This window comes from Limnochorda pilosa, assembly GCF_001544015.1.
GTDB lineage: Bacteria > Bacillota > Limnochordia > Limnochordales > Limnochordaceae > Limnochorda > Limnochorda pilosa.
Window position 1 is genome coordinate 2,122,023 of sequence record NZ_AP014924.1, and the last position, 20,816, is coordinate 2,142,838.

Annotated in this window: 20 protein-coding genes; 10 read left to right on the forward strand and 10 right to left on the reverse strand. The window is 66.4% G+C overall.

All coding sequences use genetic code 11. The features are described from left to right. Positions 1–63: 63 nt before the first annotated feature. The 5 genes from LIP_RS09400 to LIP_RS09420 form a co-directional block, all read right to left on the reverse strand. A complete protein-coding gene (locus tag LIP_RS09400; RefSeq protein ID WP_068137290.1) occupies positions 64–1,146 on the reverse strand; it encodes a group II intron maturase-specific domain-containing protein in 1,083 nt (360 codons plus the stop codon). A gap of 483 nt (positions 1,147–1,629) precedes the next feature. Further along, complete coding sequence (locus LIP_RS09405) at positions 1,630–2,865, reverse strand: ABC transporter substrate-binding protein (RefSeq protein WP_068137292.1); 1,236 nt, start codon at positions 2,863–2,865, stop codon at positions 1,630–1,632. Positions 2,866–2,937: 72 nt separating this feature from the next. After that, positions 2,938–4,146: a threonine synthase gene (locus LIP_RS09410; protein ID WP_158509615.1), complete on the reverse strand. Its 1,209-nt coding sequence runs from the start codon at positions 4,144–4,146 to the stop codon at positions 2,938–2,940. Between the two features lie 495 nt (positions 4,147–4,641). Then, positions 4,642–5,784 carry an aminotransferase class V-fold PLP-dependent enzyme gene (locus LIP_RS09415; protein WP_068137298.1) on the reverse strand — a complete coding sequence of 381 codons (1,143 nt, stop codon included), beginning with the start codon at positions 5,782–5,784 and terminating at the stop codon, positions 4,642–4,644. A 116-nt stretch (positions 5,785–5,900) separates the two neighbouring features. Further along, a complete protein-coding gene (locus LIP_RS09420; RefSeq protein ID WP_068137302.1) occupies positions 5,901–6,284 on the reverse strand; it encodes a RidA family protein in 384 nt (127 codons plus the stop codon). 468 nt (positions 6,285–6,752) lie between these two features. On the opposite strand from LIP_RS09420, the gene LIP_RS09425 reads away from it, so the two are divergent. The 4 genes from LIP_RS09425 to rsgA all read left to right on the forward strand — a co-directional run bounded on the left by LIP_RS09425 (position 6,753) and on the right by rsgA (position 10,196). Further along, complete coding sequence (locus LIP_RS09425) at positions 6,753–7,505, forward strand: IclR family transcriptional regulator (RefSeq protein ID WP_158509616.1); 753 nt, start codon at positions 6,753–6,755, stop codon at positions 7,503–7,505. A gap of 129 nt (positions 7,506–7,634) precedes the next feature. Beyond that, the gene (locus LIP_RS09430) at positions 7,635–8,297 is read left to right on the forward strand and encodes a bifunctional 4-hydroxy-2-oxoglutarate aldolase/2-dehydro-3-deoxy-phosphogluconate aldolase (protein WP_068137308.1); all 663 of its coding nucleotides are present in this window, start codon (positions 7,635–7,637) and stop codon (positions 8,295–8,297) included. 199 nt (positions 8,298–8,496) lie between these two features. Beyond that, a complete protein-coding gene (locus LIP_RS18930) occupies positions 8,497–8,637 on the forward strand; it encodes a hypothetical protein (protein ID WP_158509617.1) in 141 nt (46 codons plus the stop codon). 455 nt (positions 8,638–9,092) lie between these two features. Then, positions 9,093–10,196, forward strand: coding sequence for a ribosome small subunit-dependent GTPase A (gene rsgA, locus LIP_RS09435; RefSeq protein WP_144440413.1), 1,104 nt, complete (start codon positions 9,093–9,095; stop codon positions 10,194–10,196). 111 nt (positions 10,197–10,307) lie between these two features. Here rsgA and LIP_RS09440 read toward each other — a convergent pair whose 3' ends face one another. From LIP_RS09440 to LIP_RS09455, 4 genes are all read right to left on the reverse strand, one after another. Next, positions 10,308–11,306 carry an aldo/keto reductase gene (locus tag LIP_RS09440; RefSeq protein ID WP_068137316.1) on the reverse strand — a complete coding sequence of 333 codons (999 nt, stop codon included), beginning with the start codon at positions 11,304–11,306 and terminating at the stop codon, positions 10,308–10,310. A 19-nt stretch (positions 11,307–11,325) separates the two neighbouring features. Continuing rightward, positions 11,326–11,913 (reverse strand): Gfo/Idh/MocA family oxidoreductase, encoded by a 588-nt coding sequence (locus LIP_RS09445; protein WP_144440414.1) that lies wholly within the window; start codon positions 11,911–11,913, stop codon positions 11,326–11,328. A 582-nt stretch (positions 11,914–12,495) separates the two neighbouring features. Continuing rightward, a complete protein-coding gene (locus LIP_RS20520; protein WP_407936407.1) occupies positions 12,496–12,774 on the reverse strand; it encodes a PIG-L family deacetylase in 279 nt (92 codons plus the stop codon). Between the two features lie 30 nt (positions 12,775–12,804). After that, positions 12,805–13,644: a glycosyltransferase family 4 protein gene (locus LIP_RS09455; RefSeq protein ID WP_068137324.1), complete on the reverse strand. Its 840-nt coding sequence runs from the start codon at positions 13,642–13,644 to the stop codon at positions 12,805–12,807. A gap of 265 nt (positions 13,645–13,909) precedes the next feature. Here LIP_RS09455 and LIP_RS09460 point away from each other — a divergent pair, with 265 nt between their 5' ends. The 3 genes from LIP_RS09460 to LIP_RS09470 all read left to right on the forward strand — a co-directional run bounded on the left by LIP_RS09460 (position 13,910) and on the right by LIP_RS09470 (position 17,691). After that, positions 13,910–15,586, forward strand: a complete 1,677-nt coding sequence (locus LIP_RS09460) for an ABC transporter substrate-binding protein (protein WP_144440416.1) — start codon at positions 13,910–13,912, stop codon at positions 15,584–15,586. 121 nt (positions 15,587–15,707) lie between these two features. Continuing rightward, the gene (locus LIP_RS09465; protein ID WP_068137330.1) at positions 15,708–16,652 is read left to right on the forward strand and encodes an ABC transporter permease; all 945 of its coding nucleotides are present in this window, start codon (positions 15,708–15,710) and stop codon (positions 16,650–16,652) included. Between the two features lie 133 nt (positions 16,653–16,785). Continuing rightward, a complete protein-coding gene (locus LIP_RS09470) occupies positions 16,786–17,691 on the forward strand; it encodes an ABC transporter permease (RefSeq protein ID WP_198409483.1) in 906 nt (301 codons plus the stop codon). Positions 17,692–17,884: 193 nt separating this feature from the next. Here the strand turns inward: LIP_RS09470 and LIP_RS09475 are convergent, their stop codons facing one another. Further along, positions 17,885–18,637, reverse strand: a complete 753-nt coding sequence (locus LIP_RS09475) for a DinB family protein (protein ID WP_068137333.1) — start codon at positions 18,635–18,637, stop codon at positions 17,885–17,887. A 169-nt stretch (positions 18,638–18,806) separates the two neighbouring features. Between LIP_RS09475 and LIP_RS09480 the strand changes: the two genes are divergently transcribed. The 3 genes from LIP_RS09480 to LIP_RS20525 all read left to right on the forward strand — a co-directional run bounded on the left by LIP_RS09480 (position 18,807) and on the right by LIP_RS20525 (position 20,707). After that, on the forward strand, positions 18,807–19,772 hold the full coding sequence (locus LIP_RS09480) for a sugar-binding transcriptional regulator (RefSeq protein ID WP_158509619.1): 966 nt from the start codon (positions 18,807–18,809) through the stop codon (positions 19,770–19,772). 201 nt (positions 19,773–19,973) lie between these two features. After that, positions 19,974–20,204 (forward strand): hypothetical protein, encoded by a 231-nt coding sequence (locus LIP_RS19585; protein ID WP_068137341.1) that lies wholly within the window; start codon positions 19,974–19,976, stop codon positions 20,202–20,204. A gap of 182 nt (positions 20,205–20,386) precedes the next feature. Further along, positions 20,387–20,707 (forward strand): hypothetical protein, encoded by a 321-nt coding sequence (locus LIP_RS20525; RefSeq protein ID WP_407936408.1) that lies wholly within the window; start codon positions 20,387–20,389, stop codon positions 20,705–20,707. The last annotated feature ends 109 nt before the right edge of the window (positions 20,708–20,816 follow it).

The window sequence follows — 20,816 nt, forward strand, 5'->3', positions numbered from 1 at the left end:
GAGACGGAGGCTCCCCCGCCGTCCTTCCACACCACCTGGCATGCGGTTCCGTACCACGGCGGTTCACGAAGCGCGCTGGAATCGCCGCTGTTGATCGAGCAGCGACACGAGACCCCTTTCGTCGAAGCAGGCCTTGCCGAAGGCGTCGCTCATGTGCGACGCCCCGGCGTTCCACCACGGGCCGCGCCCGTTGTTGGCGGAGCGCCGTGCACGCTCTTCCGCGAGTCCGCGCTGCATCAGATTCCGTGCCCGGGTTCTCGAACGCTTCCACTGGCGCCACAGGAGGCAGCGCAGCTTGCGCCGAATCCACCCGTCCAGCTCCTCGAACGTCCCCTTCACCTCGGCCAGCTGGAAGTAGTTGCTCCAGCCGCGCAGGATGGGCGTGAGGGTGTGGATCGTGTGGCGTAGGCTGGGTCCGCGCCCGCTTCGGAAGACCTCGCGCAGCTTCGCCTTGAGTCGCGTCATTGACGCCGCTGCTACCCTCAGCCGCGGGGTCTTGTGCCACGTCATCGAGTAGCCCAGGAACTTCCGACGCCACGGACGGTCCACCGCGCTCTTCTCACGGTTGACCCGGAGCTTCAGCTTCCCCTCCAGGAACCGGGTCAGCGATGCCATCACCCGTTCACCGGCCCGCTGTGACCGCACGTAGACGTTGCAGTCGTCCGCGTACCGGCAGAAGGCGTCGGCGCTCCGTCCAGGTCGGAAGCCATAGCTGGACTGGGAGAAGTCTGGCTCGAAGATCGGCGACAACACCTGCTGCAGTGCCTGCTGGATGAGACGATCCAGCACCGTCGGGATCCCCAGCATGCGGGTTCCCTTTCCTCCGGGCTTCGGAATCTCTACCGTTCGCACCGGGGCCGGCCTGTATGTTCCCTCCAGCAGTTCCCCTTTGATCTGCGCCCAGCGTTTCCGCAGGTAGGGCAGGAGCTCCTCGACGGTCATCCCGTCCACGCCCGGTGCCCCCTGGTTCGCCTCCACCCGCCTCAGGGCTCGGGTCATGTACTCGCGTCCGACCACCGCTTCCACCAACGGCAGTTCTTCCGGGCGGGAGATCTCTCTCGTTGCCGTGGCACTTGGCGCACCCATCCCGTACCTTCGCGGATTCCGTCCGCTATTCTCCGGGTGGGGATCGGGCATCTCAGCCATACGGGTCTGCGCCTCCTTCGCCAGCGAAACTCAAGACTCCTGTCCGGCGCTTCGTGTTCGGGCCATCGGTCCGGTCGCGGGACCTACTGTGCCCTCTGCTGACCCCTGCCGACCCATCACGCCGCCCTCTCGACGCCGGTAGCAGATGGCAGATCGACAGGTCTCCCCGGGTAATGCGCACTCACCTTCGCACTTATGCCCGCCGCATATGCGTGCACGCTTTCCGCACAGGTATCGGGCTTTGAAGAGTTGTGCCTTCCCACCCAGCGTGCCCGCCTCGTATGCGATTCCTGTTCGTCGGGCTAGCGCGTTGCCTTCGGCTTCCTTCGGATCCCACCTCGCGATGGGCACCCTTGCCGTTCGGCTAACAGTTCCCCCTGTCGGGCCTGTAGGGGACTTGCACCCCCAAGTGAGTGCGCCCTGCCGGGCGCACACAGACGAGCCTGACCCTGCGCGCGGGGCGCAGGGTCAGGCCACAGACCGCTACCGCCCTTTCAACGCCACGAGTGCTTCCTGCAGATCGTTCATGGCCTCCTCCGCGGTTGCCTGTTCGGTCATGACCTCGGCGATGGCGTCGGCCACCATACGGCGAACCTGGGGAGTCTGCTCCTCGTAGTCCTTGTAGATGCGGACTACACCGTACGGCGTCGCCCGTGCGTACGCCTCGAACCAGGGGAGCCTCTCCGCCACCAGATCGAGGGTCCACGCCTCGCCGGTACCCATACCGGAGAGAAGGGCCCACCGCTCCTGGACCTTTCGAGACATGAGGTACTCGACGAAGCGGGCGGCCGCCTTCTTGTTCTTGGAGTTCGCGTTGATAACGTACCAGTTGGTCTCATATGGGCTGTCAAGCTTCGGGAAAGGAACGTTGTAGACGTCGATCGCCTTGTACAACTCGGGGTTTTGCGCGCGGACGATCAGCGGCCAATACGACCCGTCCAGGACCATCGCAACCAGGCCCTGAGTGAACCAGTCACGCTGGAGCCGGAAGTCCGTGCCTACTGGCGTCCCACCCGAATCGTACAAGCGCTTCAGGTACTTGACACCCTCGATGAACTCGGGGGAGTTGACGGCAGGGTTCCCGTTCTCATCGATGATCCGACCGCCGAAGCCCTTGATTACGATCATTCCGCCCTGCATGATGTACGAGGGGTTGGAGAAATCGAACGGGTGTGCGAGTCCCCATTGGTGAGGCGGCTTGGTGAGGGCAACAGCAGCTTCGATGAACTCCTCGGGAGTTCGCGGGATATCGATACCGGCTTGCTCGAACAGCTTGGTGTTGATAATGAGCCCGCCATACGGGAATCCCTCATAGAGCACCGCATACGTCTTTCCGTCCGACTGCGCGTAGCTTTGCTGAGGAAGGAAGCTATACCGGGAGAGATCGAGCAACTCGTCCAGCTCCGCGAGATAGCCGGCCTTCATCCACGGCACGAGCGTGAACTCCTGAGTGAACAGGACGTCAGGCCCCGCACCCGACGCAAGGACGTTGGTCATACGTTCCGTGTAGACAGAGTACGGTACCTCAATGGGCTCGATGCGAATGTCGGGGTTGGCAGCCTCGAACTCGGCGATGAAACCGCGGAGCAGATCGCTTCGCCCCGCCTCCAGGAACTGCCAGTTGGCGTATTGCACGACCGTCTGCGCCATCGAAGTTCCTGCCGCTGCCCCAAGCACAAGCAACGTGGCGAACGTGGCGGCCAGTACATACCGTCTCATCCTTTGTGCCCTCCTCCGAAATGAGTTCTGTTGCTGCCGTTCACGACCAAAGCTGTCGATCGGTTTCCCCCTTCACCGTATCGCTTCGAGCCACTCAAGAATCGCCTCACGTCGGTTGGGTAGAGCCTTAAGGGCTCCATCGGCCCCGAACAACTCGATGGTCTTCATGCCCGTGCCGGTGATCACCGCGATCACCGCGGCAGTCTCCTCCACCAAGCCTTGACGCCGAGCTTCCAAGACGCCTGCAACGGACGCGGCTCCGGTGGGCTCTGCAAGGACGCCCTCCAGTTCTGCGAGGCGACGGGTCACCAGCGTTAGGCTCGAGTCGGTGACCGCCACCGCACTCCCGTCAGACTCCTCCAAGGCTTGCAGAACCAGGTCTCCATCCAGAGGATAGGGCACCCCGATGGTAAGCGCCACAGTACTAGGGGCGCCCCATACCGAGATGGCGGTCCCATCCCGGAAGGCTGTCACAAGAGGCGCGCAGCCTTCCGCCTGGACGGCGAGCAGCCGAGGCGCCTTCCGGATCCGTCCTAGATCCATCGCCTCGCGGAATCCCCGCCAGATCCCTGCCAGGAGGCCGCCTCCGCCAACAGGGACGGCCACCCAGTCGGGAGCCTCGCCGTCCCACGCTGAGACCATCTCCCACGCGATGGTCTTGGCGGCCTCCATCTGGTACGGATTGTGAATGGTCGCCGTCGTGGTGTGATGGTACCCGGCCGCCTCGGCGATCTCAGCGGCCCGATCGATGCAGTCGTTTACGGTACCCGAGACCAATGCGACGGACGCGCCGAAAGCCTGCGCCTGCCGGTAACGGAACGGAGGCGTCGCGCCGGGCATTAGGAGCACGCACCGCAACCCCGCACGCGCCGAATACGCCGCCGTGGCAGGCCCCGTGTTACCGTCGGACGCCACGACGATGCCGGGTGCGTTCAACTCGAGCGCGCGGGTGACTGCCAGGCTCGCCGGCCGGTCCTTGTAAGTACCAGTCGGGTTTCGTGTCTCGTCCTTCAGGAATAGACGGTCGACTCCCAACCAGCCTGCGAGCTTCGGTGCGGGCAGGAAAGGTGTTCCACCCTCACCGAGGGTCACCGCCCGCTCGGGATGCATGACCGGGAGCAACGCTCGGTACTCCCACATACGCCCTCCGTCGGCGGGCACATCGGAAGAAGCCGCAGAGTACTCGAAGCTCAAGCGACCCTCGCACTTTGGGCACCGATAGAGCGGAGCTTCTGCTCCCCATCGTTCGTTGCAGCGGTAACAAGCGAGTCGAAAGCTCACGATAGATCCCCCACTCCGACCTAGGGAGGTCCCTGAACCCCCTAGACAAGGGAGTAACGGCCTGCATCTTCGGCCGAAACCGGAGCGACCCGGTGCGCCTACCGATACTGATGCTCGTCCGCCTACTCCGCTGGGCCTGCCGATGGATGAACAGCCCGCCTCCTTCTATAGAACTCTGTTCTACATCTCTCAACGGGACCATTCGCTTCCAGCGCCAGCGATTCCTTCCACACATTGCGGCCGGCGATGATTCCGCGGATCCCCTCTCATCCTGCTCCCGGTCAAGTTTTCGCGGTTCACGCCAGAGCGTACCCGCCCTTGTCCTGCTGAGCGGCGCGCTTGTCGTATCGCGGGGTGAGAGCCCGCCCTTCCCCGAGTGCCGTCCCCCAGTCGACTCCGCGCGCTCATTGGTGAGACATTGTTCCATTTCATGCCCCAACCCGGCCAGCTTCGATCGATTCAAGATGCTGCGCCGGCTGGGCTCTAGACCTCCGTTCAGGAGCGTCTGGCGTCGACAGCCAGGTCGGCCAGAATAGCTTTCACCCGGTCGACGATGAGCGACATCTCGCCCTCCTCCAGGGTCATGGGGTTGAGGAACAGTCCGTCCTTCTCATCGATGTGGGCGGCGATAGTCGGGTCGCCAGCCAGCAGCTTCTCCTGCACCCTCTTGGCCATCTCTGGGCGTCCCATCCAACGTACCAGGGCACGCGGCAGCGGCTGACCTGCTTCATTGGGATAGGAGCGTTCAACGGTCACGCCCGGTAATGAGGCAAGCCCCCGGCGCGCCAACTCGACCTGCTCCTCACACCACTGCTTTCGCGCGGCGTGGTCCAGGGAGACGTACCGTTCCACAGCGGAAAGCAGGCCAGCCATCTCCTCCCGCCCGACTTTCAGCATGCGGCCGATGCCGTAAGCCGGAAACGCAACCTCTGCGAGAAGATCCACGAAACCTTGGCGTCCAACGATGAGCCCGCTCGCCTGTGGTCCTCGCAGGTCCTTGCCGCCACTAAAGATCACCGCGTCGGCTCCCTCCTCTCGGGTAAACCGCCAGAGGTTCTCCACGGGCGGCAACTGCGCGGCTGCATCGACTAAGAGCGGGACTCCGTATTCGAGCGTAATCCGCCGAACATCCCGCAGGGGCAGCGCGCCGGGAGCCGTCCATCCCGAAACAGTGTAAAGGACGGCGGTGGTTCGATCGGTGAAGACCGCCCGAAAGTCGCTTTCGGTGACGGGCTGGATCTCGTTCGGATACCCCACTTCCACCAGGCGGGCGCCCAGCTGCCGGACGGCCCAATCGTAGGGGTTGCGGTGCGACCGGAAGACGACGACCTCAGCCTCGGCCATCCTGGACGGAGTGAGCTCAGAGGGCCGCAAACCCAGACGTTGCACGGCGGCCGTCGCCGCCGAAAGGTAGAGGCCGGCCGCGCAACCCGTCACCACGAAGGCCGCCTCGTTGTGTGTCAACTCCGCCAGTCGTTGATGCACACGTCTCTGAAACTCCGGTATCGAAGCGAAAGAGCCAGCGGCGGCGTTCATCGCCTCCAACACCTCGACCGGCATCCTCGATCCACCCAAGACGGTGTACGTCCCGGCGGCGTTGATCATCGGCCGCAAGCCGAGTTGTGTATAGAGATCCATCGAGCTTCCTCCCACTCGTTCCGCCCCGTCCCTCCCCACAGCGCGACCAGTGCCCGCGTGCCGGTCCGCAAGCAACCCCTCACCTGCGACCGGTTGATCGCCCGTGGTGCCGGACTTCACCGCCCGCTCAGGTGCGCGATTACGTCCATCTCCACTAGAATCCCCTGCAACTGGCTCCCCACGGTAGTCCGCGCCGGTCTCGGTTCGGGGAAGTGCCGCTCATACACCTCGTTGAAACCATCGAAGTAGGATAGATCGGCCAGGTGGCACGTCGCCTTCACAACGTCGGCCATACTCGCTCCGGCCGCATCAAGGATCGCTCTGATGTTCTCTAGTACCTGCGCTGTCTGTTCTTGAATCGTGGTTCCGACAACCTGACCCGTTCCCGGATCCAAGGGCCCCTGCCCTGAGACGTAGATGAAGTCTCCCGTGCGGATTCCCTGCGAGTATGGGCCCTTCGCGGCCGGGGCTCGGTTCGTGCGGACCTGCTCCTTAGGCATTCTGCTCCCCCCGGTGACGGTGGCCGGTGATCGACACTCGTTGCCTACCGCCGCTACCGATCTGCTCCCGTCGTCAATGAAATGCTGTTCTACCAATGCTCGACCTACATGTTCGCTCCTCAAGCGCCAATTCCTTCCACGTGCCGAGCGTCGCCAAGACAATCCTTGCACCCTTGATGTCCTCGTTCGCAGCACGAAACCTGCTCGCGGCCAGCCTATCTTCAGAAGGTATTGGAGCGGTCGAACCCGAATACGTGACACGCGGTTCCACTTCTCACGGTCTTGGGCACTGCGTTAGGGTCATTCCCGGTGAGCGAGCCGGACCCTTCGGCAGGTTCGACTGGAGGTGTCGTGAAGGTCATGGCTTCGTCCCGAGCGTTGCCAAAACCGCTCAAGCCATTGGATCACCCGCCCGTTCCCCGGGTTGGTGCCGTACGGAACGCTATCCGGATCCTCTTCTCGGTGGGGTTGAGCGGTGCGCGCGGAATCACCCTGAGCGAACTGGCACGCGCCGTACAGCTTCCAAAGAGCACCGTCCTCCGCATCACCATGACGCTGGTCGACGACGGTCTGGTGCAGCGTGAGGAGCCCACCGGCCTCTTCCGGCTCGGTATCCGCACCTTCGAGCTGGGGAGTCTTGTGCTCAGCGTCCTGGAAATCCCGCGGCAGGCACGACCTTACCTAGAAAAACTCGCGGAGCAGACGCGGGAGACGGTCCATCTCTGCGTCTTGGACGATGGCGAGGTCGTCTACGTGGACAAGATCGAGAGCCCCCAGACCGTGCGGCTCTACTCCCGCATCGGTCGCCGGGCGCCTGCCCACTGCACCGGGGTGGGCAAGGTGCTCCTGGCTCACCTTCCGGGCGACGAGCGGCTCCACCTGGTCGAGCGACACCCTCTGGATGGGTACACCCCCAACACCATCACCGACTTCCTGGCGCTCGAAAAGGAACTGGAGGAGATCCGGAAGACGGGTATCGCCTTCGACCAGGAGGAGCACGAGGAGGGGATTCGTTGCGTGGCCGCCCCCATCTTCGACTACACGGGCGAGGCGCGGGCAGCTGTGAGCGTCACGGTCCCCACCTTTCGGACCACGCCCGACCGGATGAAAGAGCTGGCTGAACTCGTACGCCAGACCACCGAGGTCATCTCCGAGGCCATGGGATACGGGGCTCATAGGAACATCCGGGGCTCCTTCGGAGGTGGGGTCGTTCGAGGGTGAACGCCGGAAACCCCTGGGGCCGGTACGTGGGCTTGGGGCTTGGGCACATCCAGAGGGCAGCACGGGACCCCTGCTTCGCGGTATTGCGTTGGACGGGTCGATCTCGTCTGGATTACGGGAGGCGATCGCATGGTACGGGCAGAGCAGGTGCAGCGCCTAGTCGAGGCGGGGGTCATCCCCATCGTCCGCGTCGGGTCGGAGGAGACGGCGCTGCGGGTGAGCGAGGCGCTCCTCGCAGGCGGCGTCCGTACCGTGGAGGTGACCTTCACGGTACCGGGGGCTTCCCGGGTGATCGCCGCGCTCCGGGAGCGCTACCCCGAGCTCCTGGTAGGGGCGGGAACCGTGCTGGATGCCGCCTCGGCCCGGGAGGCGGTGGCGGCCGGTGCCCACTACCTCCTCAGCGTAGGGCTGGTACGTGAGGTGGTGGAGACAGCTCACCGCTATGGGCTTCCGGCCATCCCCGGCGTCCTCACCCCCACCGAGGCCCTTCGGGGCCTGGAGCTGGGTGCCGACGTGCTGAAGCTCTTCCCCGCTTCCCTGGTGGGTCCCAGCTACCTGAAGGCCCTGACAGCCCCCCTGCCCCAGGCCTCCTGGTGCCCCACGGGCGGCGTGGACCTGGAGAACCTGGCCGAGTGGGCGCGAGCCGGAGCCGACCTGGTGGGAGTCGGCGGGCCGCTGCTGCAGGACGTGGCGCAGACCGGCGACTTCCAGGCGCTCACCGCCAGAGCCCATCGCTTCGTGTCCGGTTGGAACGAGGCCGTAGCGGCCACCAGGGAAGGGGCTTCCCGGTAACCGCTTCCCAGGTGCGCCCTGGGTCCAACCGCCGGTGGGACCCGCAGGCGGGGCGACCGCTTGCGGGTCCTGTCAACTGGAACCCACCCCATCCGTGCCTTCCTGGGATCCAATTGACATGCGGCAGATCCTCCTGATCGAACTGCGTTCACTAGTATCGAACGCAGGTTCAGTCGTAATAAGGAAGGAGGTGCCCTCGATGCGGCGTTCGTTCAGCCGTGCCCTTCGGATTGGCGTTCTGGTCCTCGCATCCGTGCTGCTGCTCTCGATCGCCACGGTCTCCGCCGAAAAGGCTGAGCCCTGCCCGCCCGTGCCGTCGCCCACCGCACAGGTCAAGTAGTGCGCGCCGACACCTGCCGGGAGTCCCGACCCGGCAGGGTTCTTGCTCCCGTACCGTCCGGTCGCGCGGTCGCGGGCGTCGCAAGACGTTCAAGGAACCTGAGCCCGGCGGGCCTGGCGGCCACCGTTCGTCCGCCGCTTTCTGAGTCGTGGCTGTTCCTTGAGTTGGGTTCCTCGGTTGGGTTGCACCCGGCCGCGCGCCGTGGTACAATGCCCCCGGTTCGTTTTCTGGTACGACCTTCCAGAGAAGGGAGTGAGGTTGATGGCCGCAGATGCCCTTGGGGCTTTCTTTGCCGCGCGCACGGGTCCGCTTCCACCCTCACTCCCACGCGAGGCGCCACGCCTGCGCTGATCGCTCCTGCGGTCGGCCGGCCCCGCGTCTGTGCAGGAGCCCTGGGTGGATGACGGCCCAGGGTTTCGTCGTTCTCGGAGCACAGATGCGAGGAGGGTTTGGCGTTGAGTCTTTTCGACCTACGGATCCTCGGCTGGGGACCCATGCACGACCCGCCGTTCGAGACGTATCGGAGCGGTGGGTGCGAACCTGCCCGGGTCGCCGGGCACAGCCACGACGTCTACACGGTCCTGACGGCGGCCGGTTCTCGCCTGGCCCGGGTGTCGGGGCGATACCGCCACCAGGCTGCCACCCGCGCCGAATACCCCGTGGTGGGAGACTGGGTCGCCCTGCGCGGGCCCGCCACCAGCGGAGAGGGCGTGATCGAAGGACTCCTTCCCCGCCGCAGCGCCATCTCCCGCAAGGCCGCGGCGCCCAACGGGAAGGTCGAGGAGCAGGTGCTGGCGGCCAACGTCGACACCGTCTTCCTGGTGAGCTCCCTCAACCGGGAGTTCAACCCGCGACGCATCGAGCGGTACCTGATCACCGCCTGGGAGAGCGGCGCCGATCCCGTCGTCGTGTTGAACAAGGCAGACCTCTGCGCGGATCCGGACGCACACCAGGACCTCCTGGGACCCGTTGCGGCGGGCGTGCCCGTCTTTCTCACCAGCGCCGCCACGGGCCGGGGGCTGGAGGCGCTCGCCCCATACCTGGGCGCGGGCCGAACCGTGGCCTTTCTCGGTTCCTCGGGGGTGGGCAAGTCGAGCCTGATCAACCGCCTAGCGGGCCGCGAGCTCCAGGCCACGGGAGCCATTCGCGACGACGACGACCGCGGGCGGCACACCACCACCCGGAGCGATCTGATCCTCCTGCCCGGCGGTGCCCTCCTGGTGGACACCCCCGGCCTGCGGGAATTGGCGCCGTGGTCCTCGGAAGAAGGGCTCGACCAGACCTTCGCGGACATCGCTGAGCTCGCCCGGGGCTGCCGCTTCAGCGACTGCCGGCACGAGGGCGAGCCGGAGTGCTCCGTCCAGACGGCACTGGACGAGGGTCGCCTCTCCCCCGAGCGTCTCGCCGCGTACCGCAAGCTCCGGCGGGAGCAGGCCTTCTTGCGCCGGAAGCAGGACCAGCGTGAGCGGCTCGAACGGCAGCGCTGGGGTAAGCAGCTCGCCAAGGCCACGCGGCAGCGGGAGCGGTCGGGGATGGCCAGACCGAAGACGAAAGGGTGAGCCCGAGCCATCCGTAGCGACGGCCAGAGGGCGGCGATGTCCTGAGGCGGGCCCATTCCCGCGGCCCGCCTCACCCGGATCGCCGCCGGAGGCCCCAGGTCGTGCGGTCGCTCACCGATCCGCCTGCCCCGTGGACCCGGCGTAGACCTCCTCGATCTTCCGGACTTCCTCGGCGCTCAGGGGGTGTCCCAGCACCTCGACCAGGGGCCCGAGCTGCTCCGCACGGGAGGCGCCGATGATGGCCGAGGTGACCACGGGTTTGGCGAGGACCCAACCCAGAGCAAGCTGGGCCAGGCTCCTCCCAGATGCCTCTGCGACGGGCTTCAAGGCCTCCACCACCCGGAGGCTTTCCCGGGTGAGCAACCGGTGGAGGCGCTCCTCCCCGGCCGCGGCGCGGGTAGCCGCCGGATACCGGCCCTCCAGGATCTCGGGCCCGTACTTGCCCGTGAGCAGGCCCCGGGCCAGCGGGCTGTACACCGTCACGCCCAGGCCTTCACTCTCGCAGAAGGGCAGGAGCTCGCTCTCGGCAGCCCGGCGCAGGATGCTGAGCTCGGGCTGCACGGAGACGAAGGGTTCGAGCCCCAGGCGCTCGCTCAGGCCCAGGGCCTTGCAGAGCTGCCAGGCAGCCAGGTTGGAGGCGCCGACGTAGCGGACCTTTCCCGCACGCACCAGGTCGTTGAGGGTGAGGAGGGTCTCCTCGATGGGCGTCTCCGCATCCCAGCGGTGGATGATGTAGAGGTCCACGTACTCCGTCTGGAGGCGTCGCAGGCTCGCCTCCGCGGCCTGGAGGACGTGCTTCCGGGAGAGCCCGCCCTCGTTGGGGCCTGGCCCCGTAGGAAAGTAGACCTTGGTGGCCAAGACCACGTCGTCCCGCCGGCCCTTCAGCAGCCGGCCCAGGATCGTCTCGGCCTCGCCGATCTGGCTGAAGTCCCCCGTGTCCTGGCCCCGGCCGTAGAAGTCCGCGGTGTCGATGAACGTGATGCCTGCGTCCAGGGCCGTGTCCAGCACCCGGCGCGCCTCCTCCTCGCCGATCCATCGGCCGAAGGACATGGTCCCCAGGCAGAGGCGAGAGACCTTGAGGCCCGAACGGCCCAGGTTGCGGTACTCCACGAGGATACCTCCTTGTTGATCAGCGGGTACAGCGGTCACCTTCGACGTACGTGCCGGTGACGTCGCACCACGCGAGGTCTAGCCGCAGGTTCAGGAGGTCCCGGAGGCGCCCGAACGATGTGGTTCTGCAGCGGCTCCTTCTTCGCCTTCGCCAGGTGCCATCCCAAAGGCCTCCCCGCGTCAAGAGTTGCTCTGCCAACTCCACCCTGTCCACGGCGAGAAGTTTCACGTCGCCCAACAGGTAACGCAACAGATCGAATGCATGCACAGCCACATCCGTCAGGAACTCCTCGTCAGCGGTGTACTCACCCACCGTACGCCGCCCTTGCAGCCCAATGGTACCCCGGCTGCGAGCGATCTGCCGCACTCGCCGGTAGGCGGGTGCAAGCCGCTTCATAAACCCCACCCGCGCCGACAGACCTGATGATTCTGCTCTGGCCGCCAGATCCCCTACCTCCGCCGATCTCGTGCCCGCCGGGTTCTCCGCGAAGAGCGGCACGCCCAGCAGCACCAGCGCGCTCAGGATCCGAAGCCTAACCGCAGGGTGTGTGGCGATCAGGGTGGCACGGGCATCGGGGTGCACTACGATCCCCGCAATCGACTCCACCGGCCGCGCTCCCGTTCGCTCTGTCGTCGCCCCCAGACGCTCGGCCACCGGCACGACAACCGCGGTGTGGCGAGCGCCAAGGAGCTGAGGGACCGGCAACAGCGCCCGCCCTACCCCATCCATGTGCTGGACGGCCTTCCGCGCGTAGCGGTAGTCGCACTCAGGTTGACATCGATCGCCTCTACCCGGATCAGGTCGACAGGTCCCTCTCGGGCAACTCCGGGTTGATGCGGAGTTCCAGACCAGAATGTCCAGGGCGCCGCCTTCTCCGGCAGCCTGGCGTACATTTGCGAGACGGCCTCCTGGTCGCGCATGGAGACGCGGACGGTGGATGTGCGGTGCTGGAGCAGCGCCTGCCGCGCCGTGGGGTACCAGGCGCTGACGTTGACGTAGAGTTCTGGCTGAAACTGGGTTGTTGTGAACGTCTCCATATAAAGAACTTGCGGAGGGTATCCCAGGGGATCGGGGCTATCCTCTGTCAACCCCGTCTGGAAGGTGGCGATCTGGCTCGCCTGCTCCAACCACCCGGTCACCGCCACGTGAAACGTATGGCGGTCTGCCGGGTCAGGCGTCAGAACCACATCAGGACGGATCTCCCTGAGCAGCCGGACCAGGCTGCGCAGCATCAGGCCGACGAGGGAGAGCAGCCCCCTCCAGCCAGTGGAGCATCGCCCCAAGCAGTTCCGCCGAGGCCCGCGCCTCCACCTGCCTGATCGACGCTGTCTCGGAGAGGGTCGGAGCATCCTCAAGCTCGCCTGTCGGCACAAAGCACGCGATATGGGCCTCCATGTCCAGTTCACGCAGCCCTGCCAGCAGACCGCCGCTGCCGTATTCGGCGTCATCGGGATGCGGGGAAAGCACAATGCGGGGAAAGCACAAGCCATCGCATGGTCATCGTCCCCGAGCCACCCGCAGGTAGACGTCAACCGTCGCCTTGAGAACCCGCTCCCAGCTGTAGAGGGAGCGCGCCTCGGTGCGCCCCTCTGCCGCTAACCGGCTTGCCTTCTCCTGATCGGTGAGCGCCTCCGTCAGGGTGCCGGCCAGAGCTTCGGGGTTGCCCGCGGGCACGCGCCATCCGGTTTCTGAGGGCCTCACCAATGGGCCCAGGCCTCCCACATCGCTGACGACTACGGGAGCCCCAGCGGCCATCGCCTCAATCGCCACTCGTCCGAAGGCCTCCATGTGGCCCGGCACCACCGTCACGCTGCTGGTCTGGTACAGCCTGACGAGGTCGCGCCCGCCGACAAAGCCGAGGAAAGCGACATGCCGCCGAAGATCAAGCTCGTCCACCTGCCTGAAGAGCTTCTCGACGTAGGCGTCTTCACCAGTGCCCGCCACGAGGAGCCGCACGGGCGTGCCGGCATCACGCATAAGGGCGACCGCTGCGAAGAGGGTATCCAGGCCCTTCTCCGGGGAGAGCCGACCCACGAAGAGGACCGTCTGCCGGTCATGTGGCTGCCAGTCCCCAGCATACTCCTCCAGGTGAACGGCCTTGGGGATGACGGTCATCTTCTCGGCGTCAGTACCGAGCCGTAGGCACATCTGTCCTATGTAGTCGCTGACCGGAATGATCGCTGCCGACTCCCGGATCAGCCAGGACTCAAGGTTCTCAAAATACCGCCGTTCATCCTCCTGCTGGTATTCGGTGGGCGTCGAATAAATGTTGTGAACGTGGAAGATCACCGGGATACCGGTGGCCGCCCGGAGCTGGCAGTCGAGCTTCAGCCTCACTCGCCGTCAGCAGGCAGGGTTTCGGCACCCGCGCGGCGCCTATCCTCCCCTTCCCAGGGCCTCTCAAGATGCCCAAGGCCTGGAGGGTTCGTCCCACTCCCGTAGAACGAGAACGGTAACGCAAGCACGCCGGGCGCTGCGGGTTTCGCCCCCGGCAGGGCTGGTCCTGACGATCCGGTGGGATGGCTCGGCCTCGTGCGCCTGCCCGGGGATCGCCCTCACTGCCCCGCCCCGCCCGGCCATCGATGAGGGAGGGTTCCCCGTGGTGGCACGTCCCGTTGACCGCTCGCCCATGTCGGGCCCAGAAATCACGCACTCCAGGACTCGACGTTCCACGGCCCGTCGCGTGCTCTTTCTCGCCGTCTGGATGGCCGCACTCGGCCTCCTGGCCTTCTCTTTGGCCGGCCCACCGGCCCTGAGCCGGGTCGAGGCCGCCACGGCCTTCCGCTACCCGATCGCCACCGATCCCGAGCACCTGGATCCCTTCCGCTCCACCACCGTGGCCACCCGGACGATCCTGATCAACGTCTACGAGGGCCTCACCACCTTCGACCCGCTGACGGGAGGCATCAAGCCCGAGCTGGCCGAGAGCTGGGACATCTCGCCCGACGGGCTCACCTACACCTTCCACCTGCGGAAGGGCGTGCAGTTCCAGCAGGTTCCCGGCGTGACCTACGAAGACCCCAACGTCACCGCCGAGGACTGGATCTGGTCCTTCAAGATGTTCCTGAGCGGCGACACCTCGGTGTCCGAGCATCCCGAGTACCTGGAGGCCGTGAAGGGCGCCAAAGCCTTCACCGAGGGTGAGGCCGGCGACGTGGAAGGCCTCCGTGCCCTGGACGACCACACCCTCCAGATCACCCTGGAGGCGCCGAACCACCGGTTCCTCTTCGACTTGGTGAACGCGTACGTGGTTCCCCGGGAGGCCTACGAGCAGCTTGGCTCCCGCTTCTCCAGCACCCCTGTGGGCACGGGCCCCTTCCTCTTCCGGGAGTGGCGCCGCGACGACCACATCACCCTGGTGAAGAATCCGAACTACTGGGAGTCCGGCCTGCCCAAGCTCGACACCCTCACCTATGTCAACGTGCCCGATGCCAACACCCAGCTCTTCCAGTACCGCCAGGACGAGCTCGACGTGCTGCTGGATCTCCCCACAGGCCAGGTGGCCGCCCTCCGCAGCGAGTTTCCGGACCAGTATCACGAGATCCCGGGCCTCAACGTGCGCTACATGGGTTTCAAGTGGACGACCGGGCCCTTCAAGGACAATCGGGCCCTGCGGCTCGCCTTCAACTACGCCATCGACAAGGATACCCTCTGGAACGTGCTGATGGAGGGCGCCCGCTTCCCCGCCACCCAGGGCGTGCTACCGCCGGCCATGCCCGCGGCCGACGTGGACGGCTACCCCTACGACCCCGAGAAGGCCAAGGAACTCCTGGCCGAGGCCGGATATCCCGGTGGCAAGGGCCTGCCGCCCATCACCTACTACTACTTCGCCTCGTCGGCCAGCGAGCCGTACCACGCCGCCATCCAGAGCATGCTGGCCAAGGTGGGCATCCCGATCGAGCTCCGCTCCGAGGATAACACCACCTACTGGAGCCATATCGGGGAGGACGACGTCCACCTCTTCCTGAGCGGCTGGAGCGCCGACTTCCCAGACCCCAGCGAGGTGTTCAACTTCCTCTTCTACAAGGGGCGGGACGACACCAAGTATGACAACCCCGAGGTCGACGCGATGATCGACCAGGCCACGGCCATGACCGATGACCAGGCCCGGAACGCCCTCTACCAGAAGATCCACGAGCAGATCATGGAGGACGTGCCCTGGGTGCCGCTGGCCTACAGCAAGGTGATGCTACTGGTGAAGCCCTACGTGAAGGACTTCCACCTGTCGGCCGCCGGGGCGTACCGGGTGCCGATGAAGTACGTCTCGATCGAGCGGTGAGTCTCCGGCCCGGGGGCCTGCGGCAGACGCTGCAGGTCCCCGGCCCGCCGTCGCGTGCTCGCTTTCGAGGACGCCTGCCCGAGAGGGCAAGCACGAACACGCCAGAGGAAGGGTGCCGCCCGTGACCCGCTACGTCCTGCGCCGGCTGCTCCTGGCGATTCCCACGCTCTGGGGCGTCTTCACCATCATCTTCGTCCTCTCGTACCTCATGCCCGGGGACCCCGTGCGGGCCGTGCTGGGCGAGAGCTACCGCCGGGCCGACCCCGCCACCATCCAGCGGGTACGGGACCGCCTGGGGCTCGACGATCCCTGGTACGTCCAGTACGGGCGCTTCCTGGGGCGGGTCGCCCAGGGGGACCTGGGCACCTCCTACGTGCTGGACCAGCCGGTGCGGGACGTGGTGGGCTACCGCTTCCCCCGCACCGTGCAGCTCATGGCCGGGGGGATGCTGGCTGCCCTCCTCATCGGCATCCCCGCCGGGATCCTGGCCGCCGAGCGCCAGTACACCTGGGTCGATCACACCCTCATGTTCCTGGCCCTGGTGGGGGTCGCCATGCCCGTCTTCTGGCAGGGCATCCTGGCCAAGATGTTCCTCACCCAGGACAAGTACGGCATCGCCCTCTTCCCCGTGGCGGGCTACGGGGGCGGCGAGTTCATCTATATGGTGCTGCCCTCGCTGGTGCTGGGCACGCACCTCTCGGCGACCATCGCGCGCATCACCCGCTCTTCCATGCTGGACGTGAAGCCCCAGCAGTACATGGTCACGGCCGCGGCCAAGGGGCTCAGCCGCTGGCGGCTGGTGATGCGCCACCAGCTCAAGAACGCCCTGGTGCCGGTGGTCACCGTGATCGGGCTCGACGTGGGGTACCTGATGGGCGGCTCGGTGGTCACCGAGACCGTCTTCAACTGGCCGGGCCTGGGCCGGGCGGTGGTAACGGCCATCATGCGCCGCGATACGCCGGTGATCCTGGGGACCCTGGTCTTCGGCGCGTTCATCTTCGTCACGGTGAACCTGGTGATCGACCTCACGTACGCGTTCCTCAACCCGAGGATCCGGTACGAGTAGGCCAAGGCCCGGGAAGGAGCCAGGGAGCCACCCGGCGCGGCGTGGGCGGATGGCGGTGTGGGCGGATGGCGGTAGGGAGCGGCCACGGGCGTGGCAGCAAAGACGGTTTGGCGGAACGGGGGCCTGGCGACCGGTGAGCGAGGTTCTGGCAGAACGGGTACAGACGCAGGTTTCCGAGGGCGAGACGGTCTCCAACGCCCGGCGGTTCTGGCGGACCTTCCGCCGCCACCGGCTTGGCATGGTGGGACTCGGCATCGTTGGCGCGCTGGTGATCGTCGCCTTTGCCGCGCCCTACCTTGCCCCCCACGACCCGCTGGCGCAGAACATCCTGGGGGCCCGCCTCCACCCGCCCTCCGCCGCCTACCCGCTGGGGACCGACGAGTTGGGCCGCGACCTCCTCAGCCGCCTCATCTACGGGGCGCGCATCTCGCTCCGCATCGGCATCGTGGCCGAGGGCGTGGCGCTCCTCATCGGCTCGCTGGTGGGCGCCCTGGCGGGCTACCTGGGCGGCCGCTTCGACGACCTGCTCATGCGGGTCACCGAGATCTTCATGGCCATCCCATCGCTCCTCTTCCTCATCGCCGTAGTAGCCATCCTGGAGCCCACGGTCACCACCATCGCGCTGGCCCTGGGCTCCATCGGCTGGCCCAGCGAGGCCCGCATCATGCGAAGCCAGGTGCTGGCCCTGAAGAACCTGGAGTACGTCACCGCCGCCCACGCCATCGGCGTACCCGGCTACAAGGTCCTGCTGCGCCACATCATCCCCAACGCCCTCAGCCCCATGATCGTCGTGGGCACCCTGGGCACCGCAGGAGCCATCCTGAGCGAGGCCACGCTGAGCTTCCTGGGGCTCGGCATCCAGCAGCCCATCCCCAGCTGGGGCACCATGGTGAACACGGGCCAGAGCTACATCTTCAACGCCTGGTGGTACGCGATCTTCCCCGGCCTGGCCATCATGGTCACCGTGCTCGGCTTCAACTTCGTGGGCGACGCCCTTCGCGACGCCCTGGACCCGAACCGGGTGACGCAGGGGAAGTGATACCGCACAGGCGGCCCCCGCCGGGCGACAGGCTCGGAGGTCCTCCCCAGCCAGCAACCCCATCTGTCACGTTTCGTCTTCGCATGGTGGCATTATGCCACTATCGCGCGCTGAATCATGACAGAGCTTGCGCCGTTCAACCTGGCGACCTCGCTCAGGACTGCCGGGCCCTTTCTGCCTGAATGGGGCACGCTCAGCCCCTGCCTTCTACCACCCGCGCGACGCTCCGGGTGTGCTCCCGCTCGTGCTCGATGGCACGGCGCAACGCCTTGCGGACCGTCCAACGTTCGGTGGTAATCTCGCAGAACCAGCTCGGCGTCACGACTCGCCCCAAACGCTCCAGCGGCAGCCAGCGGAAGAACGCCTCGAAACCCTGACGCACCAGCACCAGACGCGCCACCGGATCCTCGGTGGCGTCCATGCGCCGGTCCAGGTCCTCCAGCTCGGGCGGCAGGCCCCGCTCCGACGGATCGTCGATCACCCGCGTGATGTACCAGAGCTCGGCTCCAGCCACGTGCTTCAGGATCTGCCCGATGGGGCGGCTCCGCTCGTCGCGGCGCCACTCCATCGCCCCGGCCGGCAGGCCCCGCACCAGGGCCAGCAGTTCCTCCCTTGCACTCCGGGCGATGGCCAGGTACCGCTCGATCTCGCCAGGCTCCGGCGGCACCAGGTCCGGGCCATAGAAGCCCACGTCGTCGCCGGACTCGAAGTCTCCCTCCAGCAGTTGCTCCTCCATAATCTGCCACTGGAGGCCGGCTGGGTCCGGGGTCGGATGCGACCAGTGTCCGTGCGACCCGAGCCACGCCAGGTGGGCCGCGACGGCCTCACCGAGCCCTGCGTCCAGAGCCGGCCGGCTCTCGAACCGGATGCCCAACCCCGGCGGCTCCAGCAGGTGCGCCATCACCCGCGAGGAGCGGCGGCTGGTATCAAGGTAGACCTGGAACACCGGTGCCACCTCCTGACGACATTCCTTCGACGCGCGTGGACCGTTACCTCGGCGAGCCAGTCGCCTCCCGCGCAGCTTGTTCCGTGTGGCGTCCTTGACCCGACCGCCGTGCCGGCGCGACCCGCGTTCCTTTGAACCGATGCTCTTTCCGACCGCGTTCCAGAAGGGCATGCACATATGTTCCTGCCATGGGTTGACGCAGCTGGAGATCGCTCGACGGCTGGGTGTCTCCCGCCCGACCATCTCACGCCTGCTTCAAAGGGCCCGGGACATCGGCCTGGTCCGTATCACTATCTCGCAAGGCGTGGAGAACGTCACGGACCTCTCGAACATGCTCTGCCGCTTCTTTGACCTGAAGGAGGCGGTGGTCGTCCCGGCCGCCGCCACCATCCCGGACACACTCCGCCAGACCGTGGGGCACTCTGCGGCCTCCTACGTCCAGAACCTGTTGCGGCCCGGCGTCACTCTGGCCATCTCCTGGGGCATCACCCTCTACGAGACCGTCAAGGCCATGCGGCCGGAGCACGTGCCCGGAATGAACGTGGTCCAGCTCGTGGGCGGGCTTGGCTCCACATCACCCGTGCTCCAGTCCTTCGACCTCGCCCGACGGGTCGCGGAGCTGCACGACGCCGAGTGCCACCCTCTCCACGCCCCTACCCGCGAGGCGCTGATGCGGGACATCAGCGTGCGGCGCAGCCTGGAGATGGCCCGTACGGCACAGGTAGCCCTGGTTGGGCTGGACGCGCTCTGGCGGCACACCTCTCTGGTACGCGTCGACGGGCTGGGGGACCGTGAGCAACGCCTCCTCACCGAGGCCGGCGCAGCAGGCGAGTGCTGCTTTCATTTCTACACGATCGACGGCATCGAATGCGATACGGTGCTGAGCCAGCAGGTGATGAGCCTGAGCTTGGCGGAGCTTCGGGCACTCCCGCTGGTGGTGGGGGTTGCATCCGATCTGGACACCGTGGAGGCCATTCTGGGCGGCCTGCGTACTGGCGTGCTCGACGTCCTCATCGTCGACCAAGTTGCGGCCGAACGGATCATCACCGAGGAAGAGGATCGACGCTCCCGCCTCGGCAAGGCAGATGGAGCCTCAAAGGCCTCGACGACCGCCGATGGGAGCACCGGGGCATGAACCGCAGGCGATCCGACCTCTCCCTGGTCCTTCTCTTCCTGCTCCCCAGCTTCGCAGGCTTCCTGGTCTTCAACGGGCTGCCCCTCGTCGGCTCCCTGGCGCTGAGCCTGACCGAGTGGAACGTCCTGAGCCCACCCCGTTTCGTAGGGGCCGCCAATTACCTGCGTCAAGACCCGAATCGCCTCCGATTGGGAGCTGCCGGTGGTCCAGGACCGCGAGCTGCTCGCGCCGTACCTGCAGCAGGCTCCTCCGACCAACCGCGACGCGGTCTTCCAGGCGCTCGAGGACGTGGTGGTACCTCCGGTGATCGCGCGCTTCAACGAGCTTACAGACCGGATCAACGCCCAGCTAGAGCTGGCGGTTGCCGGACGGTTGACCCCTCGACAGGCGCTCAGCGCCGCCCAGGCTGCCGCGAGGGACCCGATCGACTGAAGCAGGCGCGCCCGCCGGAGAACGTCGCGGCGGCGCGCCTCCACTCCGGCGGGACACCCCCAGGGTGCCCCGCCGGGCTCCACCATCCTTCCCACGGAACGAGGTCATGGACCGATGCTCACGTCGATCTCAGAGATCGTGCACCAGCCGGCCGGGTTGGACGTCCCCTTTCTTCACACATCCTGCGAGCGTTCGCCGCGCGACCCGCTCCCGGGAGAACGGGCAGGCCATTCCTCCTCGCCCTGGCCTACGCGCATCCCGATGAGGTAGACCCGGCGAGCCCCGGTGGCCTGGGCTACTACTTCGGGAGGGACATCGTCGTCCACCCCGTCACCGAACCCGACCAGGCTGAGTGGCCCATCTGGCTTCCCCCGGGAGACTGGGTGGATGTATGGGAGCCCAGCCAGACCTTGCCGGGTGGGTCCCACGTGGTCGACGTCCGCTCCATCACGGTCCCCGCCTTCGTCCGAGTCCAGGCGGCGAAGAAAAGACTGGGGATGTGAGGTCCGCGCCCAGGAACATATCCCTTGCCCGGGGAACACAGGCTTGGCATGTGAGACCCCTTCGGGCGGTCACCACCCCGGGGGAGTCGCCATGAAGGCATCCAGGAGG

Excerpts from the sequence above, each read along its gene's own strand:
- LIP_RS09405 (WP_068137292.1), bottom strand. The coding sequence starts at position 2,865 with ATGAGACGGTATGTACTGGCCGCCACGTTCGCCACGTTGCTTGTGCTT.
- LIP_RS09430 (WP_068137308.1), top strand. The coding sequence starts at position 7,635 with ATGGTACGGGCAGAGCAGGTGCAGCGCCTAGTCGAGGCGGGGGTCATC.
- LIP_RS09400 (WP_068137290.1), bottom strand. The coding sequence starts at position 1,146 with ATGGCTGAGATGCCCGATCCCCACCCGGAGAATAGCGGACGGAATCCG.
- LIP_RS09415 (WP_068137298.1), bottom strand. The coding sequence starts at position 5,784 with ATGGATCTCTATACACAACTCGGCTTGCGGCCGATGATCAACGCCGCC.
- LIP_RS18930 (WP_158509617.1), top strand. The coding sequence starts at position 8,497 with ATGCGGCGTTCGTTCAGCCGTGCCCTTCGGATTGGCGTTCTGGTCCTC.
- LIP_RS09480 (WP_158509619.1), top strand. The coding sequence starts at position 18,807 with ATGCACATATGTTCCTGCCATGGGTTGACGCAGCTGGAGATCGCTCGA.
- LIP_RS09420 (WP_068137302.1), bottom strand. The coding sequence starts at position 6,284 with ATGCCTAAGGAGCAGGTCCGCACGAACCGAGCCCCGGCCGCGAAGGGC.